17 protein-coding genes are annotated in these 21,858 nt (G+C 55.9%); 8 read left to right on the top strand and 9 right to left on the bottom strand.

The genetic code is table 11. From position 1 onward, the window contains the following. Positions 1-33: 33 nt before the first annotated feature. The gene (locus WH298_RS21220) at positions 34-3,747 is read right to left on the bottom strand and encodes an FAD-dependent oxidoreductase (RefSeq protein ID WP_180823944.1); all 3,714 of its coding nucleotides are present in this window, start codon (positions 3,745-3,747) and stop codon (positions 34-36) included. A gap of 459 nt (positions 3,748-4,206) precedes the next feature. On the opposite strand from WH298_RS21220, the gene WH298_RS21215 reads away from it, so the two are divergent. Both WH298_RS21215 and WH298_RS21210 read left to right on the top strand, forming a co-directional pair. After that, entirely contained in the window at positions 4,207-4,329 is a 123-nt protein-coding gene (locus WH298_RS21215) for a hypothetical protein (protein ID WP_255438391.1), read from the top strand. A gap of 115 nt (positions 4,330-4,444) precedes the next feature. Beyond that, positions 4,445-4,669, top strand: a complete 225-nt coding sequence (locus WH298_RS21210; protein ID WP_007890034.1) for a hypothetical protein — start codon at positions 4,445-4,447, stop codon at positions 4,667-4,669. Here the strand turns inward: WH298_RS21210 and WH298_RS21205 are convergent. The 3 genes from WH298_RS21205 to WH298_RS21195 are packed head-to-tail and all read right to left on the bottom strand — an operon-like array spanning position 4,666 to position 7,672. Further along, the gene (locus WH298_RS21205) at positions 4,666-5,979 is read right to left on the bottom strand and encodes an MmgE/PrpD family protein (RefSeq protein ID WP_180823943.1); all 1,314 of its coding nucleotides are present in this window, start codon (positions 5,977-5,979) and stop codon (positions 4,666-4,668) included. The two genes, WH298_RS21210 and WH298_RS21205, sit on opposite strands and share 4 nt — an antisense overlap. Beyond that, a complete protein-coding gene (locus WH298_RS21200) occupies positions 5,979-7,130 on the bottom strand; it encodes an amidohydrolase (RefSeq protein ID WP_180823942.1) in 1,152 nt (383 codons plus the stop codon). Before WH298_RS21200 ends, WH298_RS21205 begins: the two co-directional genes overlap by 1 nt. Beyond that, complete coding sequence (locus tag WH298_RS21195; RefSeq protein WP_007890026.1) at positions 7,127-7,672, bottom strand: GNAT family N-acetyltransferase; 546 nt, start codon at positions 7,670-7,672, stop codon at positions 7,127-7,129. Before WH298_RS21195 ends, WH298_RS21200 begins: the two co-directional genes overlap by 4 nt. A gap of 340 nt (positions 7,673-8,012) precedes the next feature. Between WH298_RS21195 and WH298_RS21190 the strand changes: the two genes are divergently transcribed. Genes WH298_RS21190 through WH298_RS21180 form a run of 3 tightly spaced genes read left to right on the top strand, consistent with a single transcriptional unit; the run spans position 8,013 to position 11,639 of the window. Continuing rightward, complete coding sequence (locus WH298_RS21190; protein WP_180823941.1) at positions 8,013-9,083, top strand: iron-containing alcohol dehydrogenase; 1,071 nt, start codon at positions 8,013-8,015, stop codon at positions 9,081-9,083. Between the two features lie 32 nt (positions 9,084-9,115). Further along, positions 9,116-10,420 carry an LLM class flavin-dependent oxidoreductase gene (locus WH298_RS21185; protein WP_180823940.1) on the top strand — a complete coding sequence of 435 codons (1,305 nt, stop codon included), beginning with the start codon at positions 9,116-9,118 and terminating at the stop codon, positions 10,418-10,420. A 19-nt stretch (positions 10,421-10,439) separates the two neighbouring features. Then, positions 10,440-11,639 carry an aminotransferase class I/II-fold pyridoxal phosphate-dependent enzyme gene (locus tag WH298_RS21180; protein WP_180823939.1) on the top strand — a complete coding sequence of 400 codons (1,200 nt, stop codon included), beginning with the start codon at positions 10,440-10,442 and terminating at the stop codon, positions 11,637-11,639. 135 nt (positions 11,640-11,774) lie between these two features. On the opposite strand, the gene WH298_RS21175 is transcribed toward WH298_RS21180, so the two are convergent. Further along, a complete protein-coding gene (locus WH298_RS21175; RefSeq protein WP_180823938.1) occupies positions 11,775-12,170 on the bottom strand; it encodes an H-NS family histone-like protein in 396 nt (131 codons plus the stop codon). Between the two features lie 575 nt (positions 12,171-12,745). On the opposite strand from WH298_RS21175, the gene fhuE reads away from it, so the two are divergent. Further along, positions 12,746-14,941, top strand: coding sequence for a ferric-rhodotorulic acid/ferric-coprogen receptor FhuE (gene fhuE / locus WH298_RS21170; protein ID WP_180823937.1), 2,196 nt, complete (start codon positions 12,746-12,748; stop codon positions 14,939-14,941). 161 nt (positions 14,942-15,102) lie between these two features. Here the strand turns inward: fhuE and WH298_RS21165 are convergent, their stop codons facing one another. After that, positions 15,103-16,251 (bottom strand): acyl-CoA dehydrogenase family protein, encoded by a 1,149-nt coding sequence (locus WH298_RS21165; RefSeq protein WP_180823936.1) that lies wholly within the window; start codon positions 16,249-16,251, stop codon positions 15,103-15,105. Between the two features lie 199 nt (positions 16,252-16,450). On the opposite strand from WH298_RS21165, the gene WH298_RS21160 reads away from it, so the two are divergent. Continuing rightward, the gene (locus WH298_RS21160; protein ID WP_180823935.1) at positions 16,451-17,509 is read left to right on the top strand and encodes an ABC transporter substrate-binding protein; all 1,059 of its coding nucleotides are present in this window, start codon (positions 16,451-16,453) and stop codon (positions 17,507-17,509) included. 72 nt (positions 17,510-17,581) lie between these two features. Here the strand turns inward: WH298_RS21160 and WH298_RS21155 are convergent, their stop codons facing one another. The 3 genes from WH298_RS21155 to WH298_RS21145 form a co-directional block, all read right to left on the bottom strand. Then, positions 17,582-18,631: a PLP-dependent cysteine synthase family protein gene (locus WH298_RS21155; RefSeq protein WP_180823934.1), complete on the bottom strand. Its 1,050-nt coding sequence runs from the start codon at positions 18,629-18,631 to the stop codon at positions 17,582-17,584. A gap of 110 nt (positions 18,632-18,741) precedes the next feature. Next, a complete protein-coding gene (locus WH298_RS21150) occupies positions 18,742-19,749 on the bottom strand; it encodes an ABC transporter permease (protein ID WP_152929155.1) in 1,008 nt (335 codons plus the stop codon). 10 nt (positions 19,750-19,759) lie between these two features. Then, the gene (locus WH298_RS21145) at positions 19,760-20,833 is read right to left on the bottom strand and encodes an ABC transporter substrate-binding protein (protein ID WP_180823933.1); all 1,074 of its coding nucleotides are present in this window, start codon (positions 20,831-20,833) and stop codon (positions 19,760-19,762) included. 194 nt (positions 20,834-21,027) lie between these two features. Here WH298_RS21145 and WH298_RS21140 point away from each other — a divergent pair, with 194 nt between their 5' ends. Then, a complete protein-coding gene (locus WH298_RS21140) occupies positions 21,028-21,804 on the top strand; it encodes an ABC transporter ATP-binding protein (RefSeq protein WP_180823932.1) in 777 nt (258 codons plus the stop codon). Positions 21,805-21,858 lie beyond the last annotated feature (54 nt).

Below are 21,858 nucleotides of genomic sequence, written 5' to 3'. Positions count from 1 at the left end.
GCGCCTTCACGGCGCATTTATGCGCACCTTCAACTACGCCGTGGTTTTACGATTCTGCGTTAAATCTTTCACCGTTTCCGCCGCGCGTTTGCCGGCAAGAAAGGCGTGATCGGAGTTGTAATACTCCCACTCGCTGTAGCGTCCTGACAGTTGAATACTTTGCGTCGCCAGCCAGCTTCGTATCAACGCGATATTGGCGCTGCGCTGGTGGTCATATACCACATAGGCGTACGGCATATCGACTTCACTGGCGGTGATAATTTTATCATCGGCATTGATGATGCCGACCCGAATGCAATCCTTAATGCAGCGCTCAATCAAGGCGTCACCTTCGCAAGGCAGCGGCTGATCGTCGCGATAGGTCATTTCACAGGTCAGGCCAAAACCGCCCGGCGCATTACACTGCGGGCTGGCGTTACCTTGCAAAAAGATGCGGTGAAATAAGGTGTCGCCGGGATAGTAAATCCAGTGTTTATCGCTGATTGCCGCACGCCCTATGCCTAGATTGACGCAGCGCACCGAGATATGTCGCAACTGTTTTGCGGCCTTCTGCACCGCTTCCGGGGCGAAATTGCCCATCAGTCGTACCAGTTCTGGCAGCGGCAAGGTGCTGATCATCTGGTCATAATGGAATTGTCGTCCATCCTGCAAGCGCACACGTCGTTGCAGCGGTTGGATCTCAGTAACCGCTGCCTCCCGTTCCAGCGTACAGCTCAGGTGCGGCAGGAACCCCTCCATTAATGCCTGAAATCCACCGCGCAGCGGATAGCCAAAACGCGCGTTGGGGCCGACCGGCTTCTCCAGCGGGGCCAGTGCGCCGCTAATAATTTGCTCGAGATCCGGCAGCGGTACGCGCCCGCCGAGCCAGGAGGTTTCCATATTTGCCAGCGGCGTTTTCCACAGCTTTTGGTTATAGGGCAGGGCGAAATGGTGAGCGATGCCTTTGCCCCAGGTACGGAAGATAAAGCTCTCAAAATCTTCGCTCTCTGTTTGCGCCGCAAAACTCTCACCATCCGGTATCGCACCATCGGCGCAGCAATCACGACGCGTCTCAGAGGTCACCGCTTGCAGCGTCGCCGGATGCGCGCCGTAACGCGCTTCGATTGCCCCCAGCACACATTCACCGATCACCTCGGCGGGCAAACCGTGTAGCGCCGACTGGAAAGGATAGCGCGTGTAAACTTCATGGCTGTAAACCCAGGCTTCACGCTCTTGCCAGTGCTGATTGTCGCCGAGCAAGGTGTCGTATAAGCCCAGCACGTAGGGATCGTTGGAGAACATGATGTGGCCGGCATGATCGAAGGTGAAACCCTGATCTTTGATAGAACGGCACCATCCGCCCACCGAGCTATTTTTCTCCAGCACCACCGCGCCTGCGCCATAGTGATAACCCGCACTCAACCCGGTTGGCCCGGCTCCGAGAATGAGACACTCAATCGGGTTTTGCGCCAGCGGCTGTGGACGTGCAGCGATAACCTCGGGCTGGGAAAGGTCACGTTTGTTTAGCGCGACGATATGCGTCTGCATCTCCTCAACGGTGCGATCCCATGATGTTTCCGCCACCCGTGCTGCCATGTTTTTCGCTAACTGATAGCGCGTTTCAATCGGCATGGTTAGCGCCGTTTCGCAAGCGGCAATAAAGGTTTGCGGTGAATCGGCGATGCTGACTACCTCGGCATAATGGCGCACCACATCGGCAATCGCGGTGCTGACGATCGGCAACTGCGCCGCCATATACTCCAGCACTTTGGTGGGACTAATAAAGCGGGTGGAGGAGTTCAGCGCAAACGGCATCAGACAGACATCCCAACCGGCAAGGAAGTGCGGCAACGCTGCGTAGGGTTGCTGGCCGAACCAGTGCAGGTTGCTGCGCTGCGGCAGGCTGGCGAGGTCTATTTTCACCACCGGGCCGACCATCACAATTTGCCAGTCGGGATGGGCATCCGCCAGCGCGGCGAGCAGCGGCAAATCCAGACGCTCATCAATGACGCCGTAATAACCCAGGCGCGGTTTCGGCATATTCTCCTGCAGCGGATGGCTGTTGGTGCGATCCAGCGCCTGTTCGAAATGCGCCGCATCCACGCTGCTTGGATAGCAATAGACGTGGGCATGGCGATGCTTTTTGGCTTCATACAGGCTGGTGCCGCCGGTAAACACCACATCGGCGCGGCTCAGCAGGGCCGATTCACGCTGCTGCAACTGGCGCGGCGCCTGGTTAAAGGCCGAGAGCTCATCCATGCAGTCATAGATGATCGCGCTGGGGTTAAAACAGGCCAGCAGTGGCAGCGCCATCGGGGTGTAAAACCATACCAGCGGCGTTTCATCTGCGTCGAGCAGCTCGGCCAGCAGCGGTTGCAGCACGGCGATTTGGCTATCATGAAAGCCCGGCGCGGCGACATCGGTATGCGGTTCAATCACCGTGACGTTGGGCGCCGGTTGATATTGTCGTAGCGCCGCTTCGCCAGGCTGATAAATCGGCTCTTCGATGAACACAATGCGGTGAAACTGAGCGAGGCGCGACAACAGATGCTGCGGACGCTGAAACACGAATCCCCAACGCAGATGACTAAAAACCACTAATACCGATTGTTTCATGACGCATTCCTCTGGCCAGCTGGCCGCGGTGATATGACCCTGAAAGCGGGCTAATATTTGTTGTGACTGCTGCAATGACGCGGCATAAACCGGGTTGAGCACCCGTTTTTTGTGGGGATCGACATCCCACAAGCCGCTGCGTGGCCAGTGTTCGAGATCTTCCCAAAGGGGACGATCGATAATGGGATAGAGACAGATACCGCGGATATCGCAGCCACTCAGCTGTGCCTGTACGACATCGGCGGTAACCTGAGACAGCCAGGCGGCGCGTCCGCTACCGACATGGCTGGTTTCGGCCAGCAATAGCGGCCGCTGATAGCGCTGCGATAACGCCGCAAGCATCCGGTGCAGCGGCACGCGGCGTGCATCCCCTAAATGCCACTCCAGCCGGCAGCCGGACCAGGTCAACCACTGATTACCGTGGTAGTAATTGGCACCGACCAGATCGAGATAACGCGGCTTACCGCCCAACTCGGGTTCGCGCAAACCGGCGATCATGTCCCATGCTTGGTACTGCGAGGCGATAATCTCTGCGCTGCGCTGGTGGCACGCATCGCTATCTTCATCGGGTACCACGTGAATGATCGGGTCACAGTGCAGGAAGCGCGCACGGGGATCGACGCTCTCAATGGCGGCACATCCGGCCAGCGTGGCGCGAATGAGCTGGCGTTTAATCTCATCGGGATCGCTGTGCGCATTATTGCCAAACAGTCCAACTGAAATTCCCCACGCCATAAATGAGATCTCATTCATCGGCGAATAAATCGGTGCGTCTTCATAATATTCAGCGAGAAACAGCGCCATACGCTGGCAAAAGTCGGCAAAGCGTGGCACGAATTCAGGCGCAAATAAGGTGAGATCGTCAGGCCAGCCGTAATGACAAAAGCTCCAGTTGATTTGTAATCCAAACGAGCGCGCCGAATTCATACGTTTTTTCAGGTTGGAAAAAGTCTCCTCTGGCGCCATTTCTGCCAGTCGCCAGCCAATACTTTCGCGAACGGATGTAATACCGAACTGCTGCAGCGCGGCGTAATCGTTATGGTATTGAGTTAAATGATCATTCACTGCATTCATGGAAAGTTTTTCGCCGAAGGGATTGATATGGTCCGCACCCTCGTAACCGGCCTGCCAAAAGCTAGAAAATGGCGGCATGCTGTTCCCCCGGAATAATATTCAGGAAATAGAGATAAATAATAATGAGTTAATTATTAACAGCGTGATGTGAATCAATGCTTATCAGTAAGATATAAATGCCAATTTTAACCAGCGCACATTTTGTAGCGGCGCAATTTATTGCGCGATGAATCGCGCCGCTACGGATAGTGCGGTAATTGTTTGAATCATTCGTCTGTTGGTAAAACGTTCGGGGATTAAATTATGAAACTTATTTTAAATTATAACCACGGTTTAGCTTAACGCAAATTATTGAGCGTAAAAGAAAATAAGCACAGCGCTAATTAGATTTACTATAAGTGAAGCGGTAGATGAGTTTTAGATAAATGCACCTTAAATATTTCTTACGCTTAACTCACATATTGAAGAGAATACCATTGGGCTATTTAACGGCATTACTACACTTAAATAACCCAATTCGGGTTAATGGAGGTACCTATGTCAGAGCGTCCAGATGATGATGTAATTCCCCTGCCAGGCGATGATGAACCTTTACCTGACGAAGATGATGATTTACCTCGCGACACTGAATTTCCCGAAGATCAGCAACCTAAAATCTGAAAATGGCTAGAGCCGCCGCTGGCGGCTCACTATTTAGATAGCACTCTGTGACATTTCCCCCATAATAGCTCTCCAGGAATTCATTTTTATTTTTAACATCCAAGGGAGAGATACGATGGTCAACGACTATTTCACACAGCCACCGATTGGCGTAACTGTAGAACAACACAAGCGCACCGTCGCGGTGGCCGCGGCGTTAGCCGTGGCAAAAGAGTCGGTTAGCGCCTCCACCTCCGCCAGCGGATCGAAGGCATCATGGGATTTGCAGGCGGTTGCCAATGAGATTGCCAATCTGGCCGATGCCATTCAGGACGCGCTGGAACCGGTAGAAACGCTCTAAAGTAGCAATTGGATTAACGCCGCCAGATCAGCGGTGTTGCGCAGCGCGCTGCTGTGCAGCAACTGCTGCTGGCGTTGTGGCATCTCCTGCTGCAGTGCTGCCCGCAGTTTACCCATGACATCTACCGCATCGGCTAGCGATTGCTGTCTTGTGCGGCGCTGCTGCAGCTGTGAGCCATCGCGCAAGGTGAGGGTGACCAGGTGAAAGCGCAGTGCCGGATTAATCGCATCCGGTGGCGCATTCTCATCCGGCGTGCGGCGTACTTTAGCCGCCAGCGGCATGACGGCGTGGTTAAGCTCGCCCTCAGCAAAATCCTGCAACCGCAAGTCGTCGTACATCAACATCGCGGCAATCACATACTCCAGGCTGAAACGCGCTTCAATGCCGTTGGCTGGCACACGCACCGATGCCGCAATATCGCCACCCGGCGGAAACGCCACGCTAATGTCAGCGATGTTGTCCAGCAACGCTTGCAGTGAATGACCGTTTGCCAGCCACTGCTGACGCAACATCCGCGTCGCTTCGGCTGCGCTGTGCGTACCGGCGCAGGTGGGAAAGGGTTTGAACTCCAGGCCCGGCGAAACCATACGCCACGGCTCAGCCCAGTTATCAATCAGCTTTTCCGGCTGTGCCTGGCCATTGCTGGTGGCGGAGATAAAGGCTTCAATCACACCATCCTGCTTGCCGTCAAAACCTGCCAGCGTCAGCTGCGCGGCGGTCACCGCACGTTCAGCGGCAAAACCGGCGTGCAGCGGTTTTACCGCCGAACCAAATTGCGCGCGTAAACCGCTGGCCTGGGTGGTGGCGATGCCAATCAGCGTTGCCGTCGCAGAAGTATCTGTCCCGATTAATCGCGCCAGCGCGGCGGCAGCGGCAACTGTGCCGAGCGTCGCGGTATTGTGATTGCCGAGCGCATAGTGCTGCTGGCTGACGGCGAGCCCCAAACGACCCGCCACCTCTACGCCAATCACATAAGCATCCAGAAAGTCGTCCAATTCAGTCGGCTGATGCTGCTGCCAGGCGAGCAGCGCGGGCAGGATTACCACGCTGGGATGCCCGCGAAAATCGGCATGAAAATCATCGTAATCCAGCGCGTGGCTGGCATAACCCAGCAGCAGGGCTGTTGAGCGGGTGCTGCCGCCGCCATACACGTTGCGTAACGCCGGTAAACCGCTGTCCGGCACCTGGCCTTGCAGCACCGGCCAGCTGACGGCAAGAAAATCACGCACGCCTTCACGCGCCGCCTCGCGAGCGGCGGCGTCCGGTTGGCTGTGAACAATGCGCTCAGCCAGCGCAGCAGTGAGGTTCATCAGCGGGTGTGCTCCAGGCTGCGCAATGCCGCAAGCGCCAAATCGCTGAGATAGCGCGCGGTGGGCAGCAGCACCTCATCGTTAATGCGAAATGCCGGATGATGCAGCGCGTAGGGTTCACCGGTGCCAATCATCATAAATGCGCCTGGCAGTTGCTGCTGATAAAACGCGAAGTCTTCGCCGATTGGGCTGGCTTCCACTACGCGCGCCTCAAAGCCGCTGGCACTGGCCTGCTGCAGGGCGAAATCCGCCCAGTGTGCATCATTCACTACCGATGGCGGACCCGCATGCCAGTTAAATTTCACTTCGGCGGCAAATGCGGCACCGATGCCTTGCACAATTTCTCGGAAGCGCTGCTCAAGGCGCTCGCGCGTCTGTTGCGAGAAGGAGCGCACCGTGCCTTCCAGCCAGGCGCTGTCGGGAATCACGTTCCAGGTGCTGCCGCTGTGAATCTGGGTAATCGACACCACCGCGTTATCGCCAGATGGCGCATTGCGGCTGATCAGCGTCTGCGCAGCGGAGACAATTTGCGCGGCGATAACAATCGGATCGTTGCCCTGATGCGGTTTGGCTGCGTGGCTGCCGATGCCGGTGATGCTGATATCAAAGCGATCGACCGCGGCGGTTAACGGACCGGCTTTGCAGCCAATCACGCCCGGCGGCAGCGACGGATCGTTGTGAATACCAAAAATCGCCACCGCATCGTCCAGCGCGCCGGTCGCAATCACATCGGGTGCGCCCTGGCCGGTCTCTTCGGCGGCCTGGAACAGAATACGTACGCGGCCCGGCAGCGTGCTTTCCTGCTGTTTGAGCAAAATCGCCGCGCCCAGCGCCGCCGAACTGTGGAAGTCATGGCCGCAGGCGTGCATCACGCCGGGACGTTCAGAGCGGAAGGTAACATCAGACTGCTCCTCAATCGGCAGCGCATCGATATCGGAGCGCAGCACGATCAGTGGACCCTGCTCCGGGCCGATCTCAGCGACTAAGCCGGTTTTGAGCGGCAGATCCAGCACGCGGATGTGATGTTGTTCTAACTGCTGGCGAATGCGTGCGGTGGTTTCGAACTCCTCGTTGGAGAGTTCGGGAAAACGGTGCAGTTCATGGCGGAAGGCGATCAGCTGTTCGCCGAGGGTGTCGAGGAGTTGGCTCATGCTTTAATTCCTTGTTGAGCGGCCTGACGCGTTAACCACGCATCATGAGCGGCTTCATCCAGTACTTTCTTCATATATTGCGTGATGTGGCCTTTGCCGAGATCGGTAGTGTGCATCAGCTGAAAACCGCGCTTTTTATACATCTCAATCAGCCATGGATGGCTGGTGGCGGTGCCGAGCGAAACGGCGGGGGCGCGCAGCTTGCCGAGCAGGATCTCCTGCTCAAGGCGATCCTGCACCTGACGGCCATATTGGCGTCCGGGATAATCGGGATGCGCACCAAACCAGCCGATATGCGGCAGGCCAAACGGGCCCGGCAGCGGTCCCCACGGATAGCGCACGGTGACGGATGAGACCATCACGTCATGGGCATACAGCGCATACACACCGTGACTTTGCAGATGACGCAGGGTTTTAGCGCGATCGGCCGTGGCGGCATCAAACTTGATGCCCAACGCCAGCGTTGGTGCATAGGCGGCATGCATCAGCGCCTGATAGGTTTCCACCTCGTCTTCTCTAACCTGACGAAATTCAAGTGACATAGATATCCCCGGAAAAACCGCCAGCTGGCGGAGAAAAAAACATGCACATTCCGTAGCGGCGCAATTTATTGCGCAATAAATTGCGCCGCTACGGAATGTGCTCGCCATCACCCTTTCATACAAGGCTAGTCAGATTACCAGCAAAGCTAACCCGCGCTATATGTGAAAAATAACTAAGCTAATGCGAATTTGTGAAAATGAAATCGCGGGTTTTGCATTGCTTAAATCGTTATTTACCGTAGTATGCAGAAAATACATAGCGCTATAACTATTCTGTATTAACCCTCTGAATTATCTTAATTTAATCCGTTATAGCCTTATTCTTAATCAGGGTGACGCCGTGTTAGCGATCAAATCTCCGCGTGCTTATGCACATGAATCCGGATTGCGTGCGCGCGCCGGTGAATTTATCAAACCTTATGCCTCACATATTCGCATCTTTACTTCTCCTCGCGCCTGGCAGGCGGTCAATCCAGAATTAACGCAGAGCCTTGAGGCCAACGGTATTCGCTGGGAAATAGAGTATCTGCCGGGTGAATGCACCGATGCCGCGATTGAAACGCTCAAGCAAAATGTGCAGCAGCAGGGCGCAGAACTGCTGTTTGCCATCGGTGGCGGACGCGTGCTGGATGCGGCGAAAGCGGTGGGCAGCCAGTTGCCCGATCTCAAAGTGATCAACTTTGCTACCGTGGCCGCCACCTGCGCAGCGTGGTCGCCGGTCGCCATCATTTACAACGAGCAGGGCGGACACGTTCGCAGCCAGCCGCTGGGTAAAATGCCCGATCTGGTATTGGTGGATAGCGAAGTGATTGCGCGTAGCGATGTGCGGTATCTGAAAGCCGGCATCGTGGATGCGCTGGCGAAATATTACGAGTTCTACCCTTATCAGCGTCACAATCCCCACGATCTGGCGCTGGACCTTAAAGTGATGACCGCTAAGCGCGCGCTCGATCGCTATCTGCAACTGGGCGCGGCGGCGGTTGCCGCCAATCAACAGCAGCAAGTAACGCCGGAGCTGGTGCAGATCATCGATGCCAATATCGTGCTGGCGGGTCTGGCAAACAGCGTGCGCGATGTGTTACCGACGCCGGGCTTTGCCCATGCCATCCACAATCGCCTGACGCATCAGCCGGAACTGCACGCGTGGCTGCACGGCGAGAAAGTGGGCTATAGCCTGCTAGTGCAATCGTTGATTGAACATGACGGCGTGCCGGATGCCGAGCTGCTGGCGCTGCTGCGCGACTACGACATGCCGTTAACGCTGGCGCCGTTAACCGGCGATCGCGCGGCGACGATCCGCAGCATCGCGGAACAAATCAAATTCCCGGCGGCCAGCGCAGAACGTCTGCCTTTCCGCATCTCTGCAGATGCGCTGGAGCAGGCGCTGCTGGCGACCGAGAACACCTTTTAAACGCATTACTTTTTATTCACCAGGACAAATTTATGGCTAATTTACAACCACCACGCCGCATCCGTTTAGGCCTTTTCGTACAACCGGTAGGACAACACGTTAGCGGCTGGCGCTTAACGGAAAAGCTCGGCGATCCCACCGATATTGACTGGCTGATCACCATCGCCAAAAAAGCCGAAGCGGGCAAATTCGATCTGTTCTTCGTCGGTGATGCGCTGGCCACCAGCATGTACCGCCTGCCGTCAACCATGGCTCGCCTCGAACCACTAACCTTGCTGTCGGCGCTGGCAGTGAACACCAAACGCATTGGTCTGGCGGCAACCGCCTCCACCACCTTTAGCGATCCGTTCACCATGGCGCGCAGTTTCTCTTCGCTGGATCACATCAGCCGCGGCCGCGCCGCGTGGAATGTGGTGACGTCGTTCTCTACCGATGTGGCGCGGAACTTTAGTCGTAGCGATATGCCGAATCACGCCGAGCGCTACGCGCGGGCGCGCGAATTCCTTGAAGTGGCGGACAAGCTGTGGGCCGGTTGGGAAGAGGGCGCGGTGCAGCCAAACAAAGAGACCGGCGCCTACTTCGTTGATGAAAAAATTCAGCCGATTAATCACCAGGGCGAACACTTCCAGGTGCAGGGTCCGCTTAACATCACCCGTTCACCGCAGGGGCGTCCGGTGATCATTGAAGCCGGTTCGTCAGCCGATGGTCAGAAGCTGGCGGCTGAAACCGCCGAAGTGATTTTCACCGCTGCCGCCAGCCTCGAAGAAGCGCAAACCTTCTACCGCTCGCAGAAAGATCAGGTGATCGCTGCCGGCCGTAATCCGGATCACGTGGTTATCATGCCGGGCGTGATGCCGATTGTGGGACGCACGCGCGAAGAAGCCAAAGCGCTGTGGAAAGAGCTGAACACGCTGGTCGATATTGAAAATGGTCTGCGTCAGCTGTCGCTGCGCTTCAGCATGGACCTCAGCCAATATCCGCTGGATGGCCCGGTGCCGGAAGTGCCGCTGGGTGAAGGTAACCAGAGCCGCGTCAAATTGATGACCGATATGGCGAAGCGCGAAAATCTAACGTTGCGCGAGCTGGCCGCTGTGGCTGCGGGTTCACGCGGGCATCGCGTGATTGTCGGCACCGCCGAAGATATCGCCGATGATTTCGAGCTGTGGCTGAAAGAGGGGGGCGCAGATGGTTTCAACATCATGCCAGCCATCATGTCTGAGCAGTTGGATCTGTTTGTGGAACTGGTGATTCCGGAACTGCGTCGTCGTGGCCTGTTCCGTGACGATTATGAGTTCGCCACGCTGCGCGAAAACCTCGGCTTGCCGGTGGTGGTTTAATCCCCTTCAGGAGCACTACATGGTCACCTTATCTAAGCGTGTGCAGTCCGTGTCGCTCTCTGCCAATGCGGCGGCGCGCCAACTGACGCGCCAGTTGAAAGAGCAGGGCGTCGATATTCTCGATCTCACCACCGGTGAACCCGATTTTGATACCCCGCCGCATATTCGTCAGGCGGCGGTCGCGGCGATGGAAGCCGGTGAAACGCGCTACACGCCGACCAACGGCACCACGCCGCTGCGTAACGCGGTGTTAGCTAAGCTGAAGCGTGAAAATCAGCTTGATTATGAGTTGGGGCAGATTTGTATCGCCAATGGTGCCAAGCAGATCATTTTCAATGCTTTTGCCGCCACGCTGAATGATGGCGATGAGGTGATTGTGCCGGTGCCGTATTGGCCGACCTTCCCGGATAGCGTGCGTTTTAACGGCGGAAAAGCCGTGCTGCTGGAGTGCGCGCTGGAACAGGAGTATAAGCTGCAACCGCAGCAGCTGGCACAGGCCATCGGCGACAAAACGCGCTGGCTGGTATTAAACAATCCGGGCAATCCTTCCGGCATGGTGTACAGCGCCGAGGAGCTGATCGCACTGGCGGCGGTGCTGCGCGATCACCCTGATGTGTTGATCATGTTGGATGAGCTGTACGAACACATTCTGTTTGATGGTCGTGAACATGTCAGCCTGCTGCACGTCGCGCCCGATCTGACGGATCGTATTTTACTGGTGGGTGGCGTGTCGAAAACCTACGCGATGACCGGCTGGCGCATCGGCTTCGGTGCCGGGCCAAAAGCGTTGATTGACGCGATGGTGGTGGTGCAGTCGCAAAACAGCTCGGGTGCCAGCGCCATCAGCCAGGCCGCTGCGGTTGCTGCATTCAATGGCGGACTCGATTTTCTGCCGCCGCAGCGCAAGGCTTATCAGGATCGTCGCGACGCGATTATGGCGTTGCTGCAGCCGGTACCGGAGATTGAAGTGCTCAATCCTGACGGAGCCTTCTTTATTTTCTGCCGCTGTGCCGGTTTGCTGGGCAAAACGCGTCCTGACGGTCAGAAAATTGAGAGCGAACAGGATGTGATGAATTATCTTTTGGAAAGCGGCGTATCTGGCGTTGCCGGAAGTGCATACGGCTTATCGCCATATTTCCGCCTGTCGATTGCTACCGATATTGATACGGTGCGTGAAGCAGGGCGAAGAATTGCCCAGGCGTGTGCCGTTCTAAAATAGCAACGTGCAGATATTGTAGCGGCGCGATTTATCGCGCTCTTTAAATAAACAGCGCTGCTGTTAAAAAAACGCGTAAAAGCGCACCGTGATGCTAAACAAAAAAATAAGGTGGATAGTGATATCCACCTTATTAAATCAGATTAGAAAATCATCCAATGAACCGCCTGCATCCATTGCGGCTTTAATTGGCGATGGCGTGCGGCCCTGACCGGTCCACAATTTCTCGTTACCCTGCTCATCGATGAATTTATACTTGGCTGGACGCGGTGCGCGTTTAGCTTTAGTTTCCGGCTGGTTTAATTGCGCAAGGTCATTAATATCGATGCCGTCTTTCATCAGCATCTCTTTATACAGCGCCAGTTTTTCTTCTTTTTCGCGCTGAGCTGCGGTTTCTGCAGCCGCTTCTTCACGGCGCTCTGCGACCACCACGGCGAACTTCTCCAGCATCTCTTCTAATGCTGCTACCTCTATTTCACGCGCCTGAGCACGCAGCGTACGAAGATTGTTCAATGCTTTAAGTGCATCGCTCATGAATAAATCCTTATTACTTATTTAACGAGTATCAAAGCGCGCATTCTACGAGATTTTTTTTCAAATTAAAATAATTACGCGAGGACAGAATTGTCCGGAAAATATCCATTCGACCAGAAATTTCTTTATATTTGCAGCAGGTCACACAATTTATTTGGCTTATTACTGACCTGGCTGATTATAAAGATAATTAACAGTGCTCATTTATTATGCATTTAATCTACGCTAGCGGCATGATTTGGTCGTCATAGAGGTCGATTCTGCATTGCAAGGTATGCATCGATAAGCTGCGGGTAAGCTTACCGCTCACCAGAATCCTTTCAATTTCACAGAGTTGCCAAAAATCCAAACGTAATCATTCCGGAAAATAACGCTGCTCAACTATTACTCGTTGAAGAATAAGGCATTTCTATAAGTGTAAAAGTGTCAGTTAACCGGTAACAATTTCTTGCATTGGAAATCTTAATGCGTATATTTCTCATTTGCTTTCTTAACGGCTTCCTTACTGTCGTTCCTCTTGCAGACGTCAGCAGCGGTGCCGCAAAAAAATAATGATAAGTTGATCGAGGAATCGTATGTTTTGCGAAGATTTGCGCGTCAGGAACCCGGGCAGTGCTCCACAGCGCGCGCTGCGTCTCTCTTTACTGGCTATGTTGGTTGCGTCAGGTATCGCGCAAGCAGCTGAAACCACGCCCACAGAACAAACGCTGAACGTTGACGCCAGCGCCAATGCCGACCAGCAAGAGCAGGCGGCAAAAGACTACAGCGTGCCAGTCACACGCGCCGGTACCAAAATGGCGCTCACCGCGCGCGATATTCCGCAATCGGTTTCGATCGTTAGCAAGCAGCGCATGGAAGACCAGCAGCTGCAGTCGCTGAATGATGTGCTGGCCAATACCACCGGCATCCACGGCGTCTCTTCCGATATGGATCGCACCAACTACTTTTCGCGCGGTTTTACCATCGACAACTATATGACCGATGGTATTCCCACTGCCTTCGCTTCGCGCTGGAACCTCGGCGATGCGCAGAGCGATATGGCGTTGTATGAGCGCGTTGAAGTGGTACGCGGCGCCACCGGTTTACTGACCGGACCGGGCAATCCCTCAGCCTCAATCAACATGGTGCGCAAGCACGCCGATAGCAAAGAGTTTACTGGCAGCGTTTCAGCCAGCTACGGCAGCTGGAACAAACAGCGTTATGTTGCCGATCTCTCTGCGCCACTGTCCGCCGAAGGTAACGTGCGTGGACGCCTGGTGGCGGGCTATGAAGACAGAAACAGCTTTATTGAACGTTACGGCGCAGACAAGAAGTTCGTCTACGGCGTGGTCGATGCCGATCTTACCGATGCCACCAAGTTGTCCGTCGGCTATGAGTTCTCTCAGGTGAATACCGATTCGCCCATGTGGGGCGGCTCACCGCGTTGGTATACCGACGGTTCACAAACCAAGTTGCGCCGTGGTTATAACACCGCGCCGGATTGGGCTTACAACAACAAAGAGAACAAAAAAGTCTTTGTTAACCTGCAGCAGAACTTCGATAACGGCTGGAATATCACGCTTAACGGCACGCACAACGAAATGTTCCTCGACAGTAAGCAGCTGTATATCGATGGTTTCTTCGATAAAACCACCGGTGCGGGATCCTCTTCTTACGCCGGCTATCCGGTGATCGGCGGTACGGGTTACAACACCGGCAAGCGTAAAGTGGATGCGGTGGATGCGTTCGCCAGCGGCCCTTACGAATTGTTGGGCCGTCAGCATGAGTTGATGATCGGCGTTAACTACAGCCGTCAGGACAATAAGTACTTTAGTTCGTGGGAGAACATCTCCTCAGAGCAGTTGGGTAACTTCAACGACTACAACGGCGATTATCCAGAGACCAACTGGAATCCACGTGAACCGGCATTAGATACCCAGCTGGTGCGCCAGAAATCTGCCTATCTGGCTACGCGCATTTCATTGGCCGATCCGCTACATGTGATTCTCGGTGCACGCTATACCAACTGGAATCGTCAGACGCTGAATGCCGAGATGGAGAAGAACAACATCACGCCTTATGGTGGCGTGATCTGGGACTTCTACGACAACTGGTCAGCGTATGCCAGCTACACCTCGGTATTCCAGCCGCAGGATTATCAGGATGCTTCAGGTGCTTACCTGGCGCCGGTGATTGGTAAAAACTACGAAGCGGGCGTGAAATCAGACTGGTTTAACAGCCGCCTGACCACGTCTATTTCTGTGTTCCGCACCGAGCTGGATAACGTGGGTGAAGCAACCGGCCAAACTAACCCTGAAACCGGCAATGCGATTTATGTTGGTAAAAAAGGCGTTGTGAGTCGTGGCGTAGAGTTCGAAGTGAACGGCGCAGTCACCGATAACTTACAAATGACCTTCGGTGGTACCAGCTATGTGGCGGAAGATGCGAATGGCGATCGTTACAACTCCAATCTGCCACGCACCTCATTCAATCTGTTCACCAGCTATCGCTTGCCGATGCTGGATCAGCTGACCTTGGGTGGCGGTGCAACCTGGCAGTCGAAAACCTACGGCGATATCGGCGGACCAGACGGCAACGGTACCTGGCGTGCACGTCAGGGCAGCTACACGGTGGTGGATCTGTTCGCACGCTATGACGTAACCAAAAACGTCTCGCTGCAGGCAAATATCAACAACCTGTTCGACAAAGAGTACGACACCAACGTGAGTAACGGCGGCATCGTTTACGGCGATCCACGTAACTTCTCCGTCTCCGCGACCTATCGTTTCTGATGAAAATGCTGGGTGTGCAGGATTGTGCACCCAGCACCGACCCAGGCTCGACTGAGCATCAATATGTTACCTATGTGCCCGGTTTAATCTGTAACTCATCAGCCCGGTCATATCTAAATGCGCACCCTACAACATCTGGAGCGCACCACTCCTAAAAGTAGTCATGCTGAACCCCTCTTAGCAGAAAGCGCCGCTTTGCCCACAGAAGTGAAAATGGCGTCATCCTGCGGCGTGTGGATGCGACCGCACAACACGTTGCGTAGGTGACGTTGTAACGGATGGTGGCGCGTTAAGGCGTGATTGCCGATGCTCTCCACCATCAGCTGCACGCTGCGAATGGCGTTTTCGGTCACCACCTGTTTGATTTGCGCGGCATGTCCACTGGCGATGTGGCCGTGTGCGGCGCTGCTCAGCAGGGTTTGATTGGTGAACAGCAGTGTATCGATGCGACCCACCAGCTCATGAAAGCGCGACAGTGAAGCCAGTGGCGCGCCCAGATTGGCAGGCGCCCGCTGCTGTAAAAAGGTGATAAACCAGTCACGCGCGCTCTGCGCAATCGCGTCGTATAGCGAGCCGAGCAGCACCGCCATCCACAGCGCTTCCTCTTCATTCAGGCCGGCTCGCGGCTCGCTCCACGGCGCCACGTTAACCGCGTGGTCAAGCGGGATCAGCACGTCATTCAACACCACGCGATGGCTGCAGGTGCCCCGCATGCCGAGGTGATCCCACTCATCGATAATCGTAATGCCAGGCGCGTGGGCGGGCACCAGATAGCCGCCGACCAGCGGATCGGCATCATCGCTGCTGGCCCACACCAGCATCCAGCTCAGCCCATAGCTGCCGGTGGAGTAAATCTTCTCGCCGCTGATGCGCCAGCCCTCAGATGTGCGGCGGGCGCGGGTGGCGGGCAATCCGCCGCGCGCCGGCGTGCCCAACTCGGGTTCGACGCGCAGCGCATTGATCAACGCACCTTCAGCAATCACGCTCGCCGCCACTTTGCGCCGTATTGCTTCCGGCCAGCTTGAGGTGTCGTCGAGGCGACGTATATGGAGGTACTGCATAATGAGGATTAGCGCGGCGGAAGGTTCACCGCGTGCCACCGCCTGCACGATCGTCCGGCAATCAATCAGGTTTCCGCCGCCACCACCTAATTCAAGCGGCAATGCAAAATGCAGCAAACCCTGTTGCTGCAATACGCTGAATGCCGCTTTAGGGAATTCGCCGCTGCGATCAACCTGTTCGGCATCTTTTTCTAACGCGCGAGTGACCACCGGCAATATTTCAGCCAGGAACGGCAGGTTATTTGCCATGCGTAATTAATTCCTCTGTGCAATAAGCGTTAATTGTTTACTTTTCCTTTGTAACTGTAAAAGCAATAAAGCGGGTATAGACATGCGTAATCGGCATAATTGCGCCGTCGTTTGAGGTGTTAATTTGCAATGGCTGTTTCTGCGTATCGCATTAATTAGGGTTAACCCTTCACCTGCATATTTTTTTCGGAGTTATTTAATGCCAAATAATTATTTACTTTCGCGTCGGCATTTTCTGGGATATTCCGCTGCGGCGGCGATGGCGGCAACCTTACCGGGAAGGGCGTTTGCCGAGGATCATATGGCGGGTATGCCGATGCCGGGCGATTTATTACAGGGCGGCCCAGGTAAATGGGCGCTGGCAAAACCGACGCACGTGCGCCTTGCAGTCAATCTCAATGCCATTTGCCTCGCACCGGTTGTGGTGGCCGATCAGCATAACTTCTTCAAAGCACACAATCTGGAAGTGGAGTTCGTTAACTTCGGCAGCTCAACCGAGCTGCTGCTGGAATCGATTGCCACCGGCAAAGCAGAAGCGGCGATTGGCATGGCGCTGCGCTGGCTCAAAGCGCTGGAGCAGGGCTTTGACGTTAAACTCACCGCCGGTACGCACGGCGGTTGTATGCGCCTGCTGGCACGCGATGGCGGTCCAACCACGCTTGAGCAGTTGAAGGGCAAAACTATCGGTGTCACCGACATGGCTGGCGCAGATAAAAACTTCTTTTCGCTGATGCTGAAAAAGCACGGCGTCGATCCCAATAGCGATGTCGACTGGCGCGTATTCCCGCAGGATTTGCTGCCAATGGTATTGGAGAAGGACGAGATTCAGGCCGCCAGCGGCTCCGATCCGGTGATGTGGCGTTTGACACAGAAACCGGGCTATCGCGAGATTGGCACTAACTTAATGGACGAATACGCCAAACTGAGCTGCTGCGTGGTAGGCACGCGCGGCAGCCTGATTCGCGAGCAGCCAGAAGTGGCCGCCGCCATTACTCACGCCATTCTGCAGGCGCATGCCTATGCGGCGGCGCATCCGGAAGCGATTGGCAGCGAGTTTAACGGCCATGCGCTGAACACCACGCCGCAAGAGATCGCCAGCGTGTTGAAAACCCATACGCATGGGCATTACTCGGTGGGCAATGCGTTTGTGAATGAGATCGACGTCTATGCGCGGGATTTGAAGGCGATCAACGTGTTACGACCGGAGACCGATCCGTTGTTGTTTGCCAAAGGGATCACCAGTAACGTGCTGGCTTAATGGGTAAACCAGGTCGGCATGAATGCCGACCCTACGAGATTGTAGAGTGCGCATTCATGCGCTCCTCGACGTTCAGGCAATTTTTCTCGATGTCTGCACGGCGCTCGCCAGCTTGAGCGATTCGGCCGGCACCTGATGCGCAAACAGCTGGGTGGTCAGATAACTGCTGCCGCCATCGGCCAGCAACACCACAATGCGCTTGCCATGATTCTCCGGCCGCGCCGCCACCTGTTGCGCTGCCCACAGCACCGCACCGGATGAATCGCCCACCAGCACACCTTCGCTTAGCGCCAGCTGCCGTGCGGCGGCGTAAGCCTGCCAGGTCTCCACCGCGATAACCTCATCGTAAACGCGATGGTCGAGATTGGCGGGAATGCGCTCCGGCGTCTGATTACTGAAGGCATGAACGCCGGTGATCTCCAGCGGATCGGGACGCAGTTCGCTGGGCTGTGAGCCGACGCCCGGTTCCACCGCAATCACCTGCAAACCCGGATGCTGCTGTTTGAGGTAGCGCCCGGTACCGGATAGCGTGCCGCCGGTGCCAACCGCGGCGATAAAAATATCCAGCTCGCCACCGCTGTCGCGCCAGATTTCTGGCCCGGTGGTGCGCTCGTGTACCGCCGGATTGGCGGGATTATCCAACTGCAGCAGGAAATGCACCTCCGGCTCTGCGGCGGTGACTTGCTCGGCCAGCCATTTAGTGGCGGCGACGAAATCGCCGTTGCTGGCATCGTAAAACGCTTTAAAACCTTCGATGGTGCTGAATGGCACTACTTCCGCACCGTAGGCCTGAATGATCTGGCTGCGTTCGATGCTGACAAAATCATTGATATAGACGCGAAATTTGTAGCCTTTGGCCGCGGCAATTGCAGCCAGGCCAATGCCGGTATTACCGCTGGTGGTTTCTACCAGCGTATCGCCAGGCTGGATGATGCCGTTGCGTTCGGCAGCTTCAATCATGCTGAGGGCGATGCGATCTTTTACGCTGTGATTGGGGTTAAACAGCTCCAGCTTGGCGACCAAATCGGCCTGGATCGCCTGCTGCTGCGCATAACGCGACAGGCGCAACAGCGGCGTGTTGCCAATCAGTTCAGTGATAGAAGCAGAAATTTTTGCAGCCATAATCGACCTCGGCAATGGATGATTTGAACCGAATATCTGCGCGATAAATCGCGCCGCTACGAATGCATGCACATACCGTAGCGGCGCAATTTATTGCGCAATGTGTGTTGTTACCATTTGACCGCGCTGCGCTGCCACGACAGCAGCCGGTCGCGAACCAGGAACAGCAGGGAGATTAGCGAGGAGAACAGCAGCGCCATCACTATCAGCGCGGCATACATGTTGGCGTAGGCCGCCCAGCCTTGCGCCCACTGCAGATACCAACCCAGTCCGGATTTCACCCCCATCATTTCCGCTGCCACCAGCACCGAGAACGAGGCGCCCAGCCCCATAAACAGGCCGACAAACAGGTGCGGCAGCGCCGCAGGAACGGCTACACGCAGCACGAGAAACAGCGAATTAGCACCCAGCGTGCGCGCCACGTCGTAATAACGGGTATCAACGCTGGAGACGCCGGACCAGGTGAGCACCGTTACCGGGAACCAGGTGGCGAGCGCGATCAGAAATACCGCCGCAGAGAAGCTTGACGGGAAGAAGTAGAGCGACAGCGGCAGCAGCGCGGTAGAGGGAACCGGGCCAAGGAACCGCAGAATCGGATGTACCCAATATCCCAGCCCGCGCGACCAGCCAATCGCCACGCCCGTCACAAAGCCCACCACGCTGCCGTAGATAAAGCCAAAAGCCAGCAGGCGCAGCGAATTCAACACGCTATCGAGCAGGCGCGGCCAATCGGTGGCATAGGCCTCCACCAGCGCACGCGGCGGGGCGAAAAACGGCGCTGGCAGCAGCGCCAGTTTGCCCGTCACGATTTCCCACAGACCGATCAACAGCGCCAGTACAATCAGCCACGGTCCGCTGCGCTTGAGCGGTGCCAGCAGCGTCAGGCGTGGAAACAGGCTGGAGGCGATGGCCAGCACGCTGAGCAACAGCGCAATGCCGGCAAACAGCTCATGTGTCTCATTAACAAAGCGCGGGGCGGCAAAACCCTGCGGCTTATCCGGCACCGCCACCATCAGCGCTACCAGCGCCCACCACAGCAGTAGCGCGCCCCACACCGCCGGTTGAATACGGCGCGGCTCGTCACGGTTGCGGGTAATCGTCAGGGTTTCACTGGCCATCATCGTCTCCTTAGCTCGACATATTGCTCATGTGCGCCATATTGCTGGCGTGCTGATGGCCGGATTCCGCTGGCAGCAGGTCCGGCACATAGTGCTCGGCGAAGCGCTGCGCATCGGTATCCGGGCGGATCACATTGATCTTCTTCAACTCGTCGATGTACACCGCCACCTCTTTGCGCAGCTGCGCCCCGGTGGAATGGTGGCTATGGGTATGCTCTTTCAACATCGCGGCAATATCCTCAACCGCCACGGAGCCCGGCACAAACGGCTGGAAGATTTTCGCCGTCTCTTCCGGGTGCTCGGCGGTCCACTGCTGCGCATCGACAATCGCCTGCGTGATGGCGCGCGCGGTAGCTGGATCGTCACGCACCAGCGAGCCGCGCAGACCCAGCACGCAGCAGGTGAGGTTGGCGTATTCGCCTTTTAGGTTGTTATCCACCTCCACCAGATCATGCTGCTTCTTCAGCAGCCAGCCCTGCGGGTCATCGGTGGCCAGCGCCTGTACTTCGCCTTTGCGCAGCGCTTCGCCAAACAGATCGGGCGGATATTGCAGCCAGTTCACCTGCTTATCCGGATCGATGCCCTGTTTCGCCAGCTGGATGGCAAAGAAGTTGCGGATCGGGCTAGCCTGATCGCTGACCGCCACCGATTTACCCACCAAATCTTTCACATCACGAATACCGCTGTTTTGCGGCGCGAGCAAACGCATGCAGCCGCCGTGGGTGCCGACCGTAAGGTCAACATCAAAGCCTTGCTCCAGCGGCTTCAGCCAGCGCAGCGCCATACCGATACCGCCATCGGCTTGTCCGGTGGCAATCGCCTGCAGCAGCGCGTCCGTTGGGCCGCTGAAGTTCACTGGTTCAACATTCAGGCCGTACTTTTTGAAGAAACCTTGCTTCAGCGCTACCGAAATCGGTGACTGACACACCGCCGTTTGTCCCCATGCCAGCTTGATAGTTTTGAGGGGTTTATCGTCGGCAAATACCCTGCTGCTCAGCAAAGGATTGACCGCTACACCGGCACTAAAAAGACCCAACCCGCGTAATAACGCGCGTCGGCTCAGAGAGAATTGTTGAAATGCCATCCTGTCTTCCTTGTAGATAAAGTTCACAGGCACTATGGCAAAGGCGCTAAGCGCGACCAAATAACAATCCCGCATGACAACATGCAGTTTTTCATTATGAGTATTTGCGGATAAGTTTGCCGAAATGGCTATTTCGAGGTGTGGCATGTGCGGCTTATGCTTTATTTCTTAGCTTATTTTTCTGGAGCGGAAATATGACCAATACCACGGCGGGCGTTAATATCGCTATTGAGAAAGTTAATCATCACTTTACGTTAGAAGGCGAAGATTTGCCGGTGCTGGAGAATATTAATCTGCAGGTGAAAGCCGGTGAATTTGTCGCGCTGTTGGGGCCTTCCGGCTGTGGCAAATCGACGCTGCTGCGTCTGCTGGCGGGGCTAGAACCGCCAGCCAGCGGCTTACTGGCGGAAGAGGGCAAGGCGATCACCGCACCCGATCCGTCGCGCGTGGTGGTGTTTCAGGATCCGACGCTCTATCCGTGGCGCACGGTGTATGACAACGTCGGTCTCGGCCTGCAGATTCGCGGTGAAAGCCGTCCGGTGCGTGAACAGCGTATCAACGCGATGCTCGATCGCGTGGGGCTGAAACAGTTTGCGCGCGCCTGGCCGCATCAACTCTCCGGCGGCATGGCGCAGCGTGCGGCACTGGCGCGCGCGCTGGTTAACGTGCCGCGATTGCTGATCCTCGATGAACCGCTGGGTAAGCTTGATTCACTCATGCGGTTGCGCATGCAGCAGGAGATTGTTGACCTGTGGCAGGAGCAGCGGTTCACCACGCTGATGGTGACGCACGATGTGGAAGAGGCGCTGGTGATGGCCAATCGCGTAGTGGTGTTCAGCCCACGTCCGGCAAAAGTGGTGGATGTGATTGATGTTGATCTGCCGTGGCCGCGTCGACGTGACGATCCGCAGCTGGTGGCACTGCGCAGCCGGATTCTGGATTTGCTGGGGGCGGATCGGGTGGCGGCTTGATACAAAGAGCCTTTATTGTAGCGGCGCAATTTATTGCGCGATAAATCGCGCCGC

Origin of the sequence: Pantoea nemavictus, assembly GCF_037479095.1 — a bacterium.
GTDB lineage: Bacteria > Pseudomonadota > Gammaproteobacteria > Enterobacterales > Enterobacteriaceae > Pantoea > Pantoea nemavictus.
The sequence above is the reverse complement of the archived record's forward strand: the minus strand, read 5'-3'. Positions and strand labels throughout refer to the sequence as shown.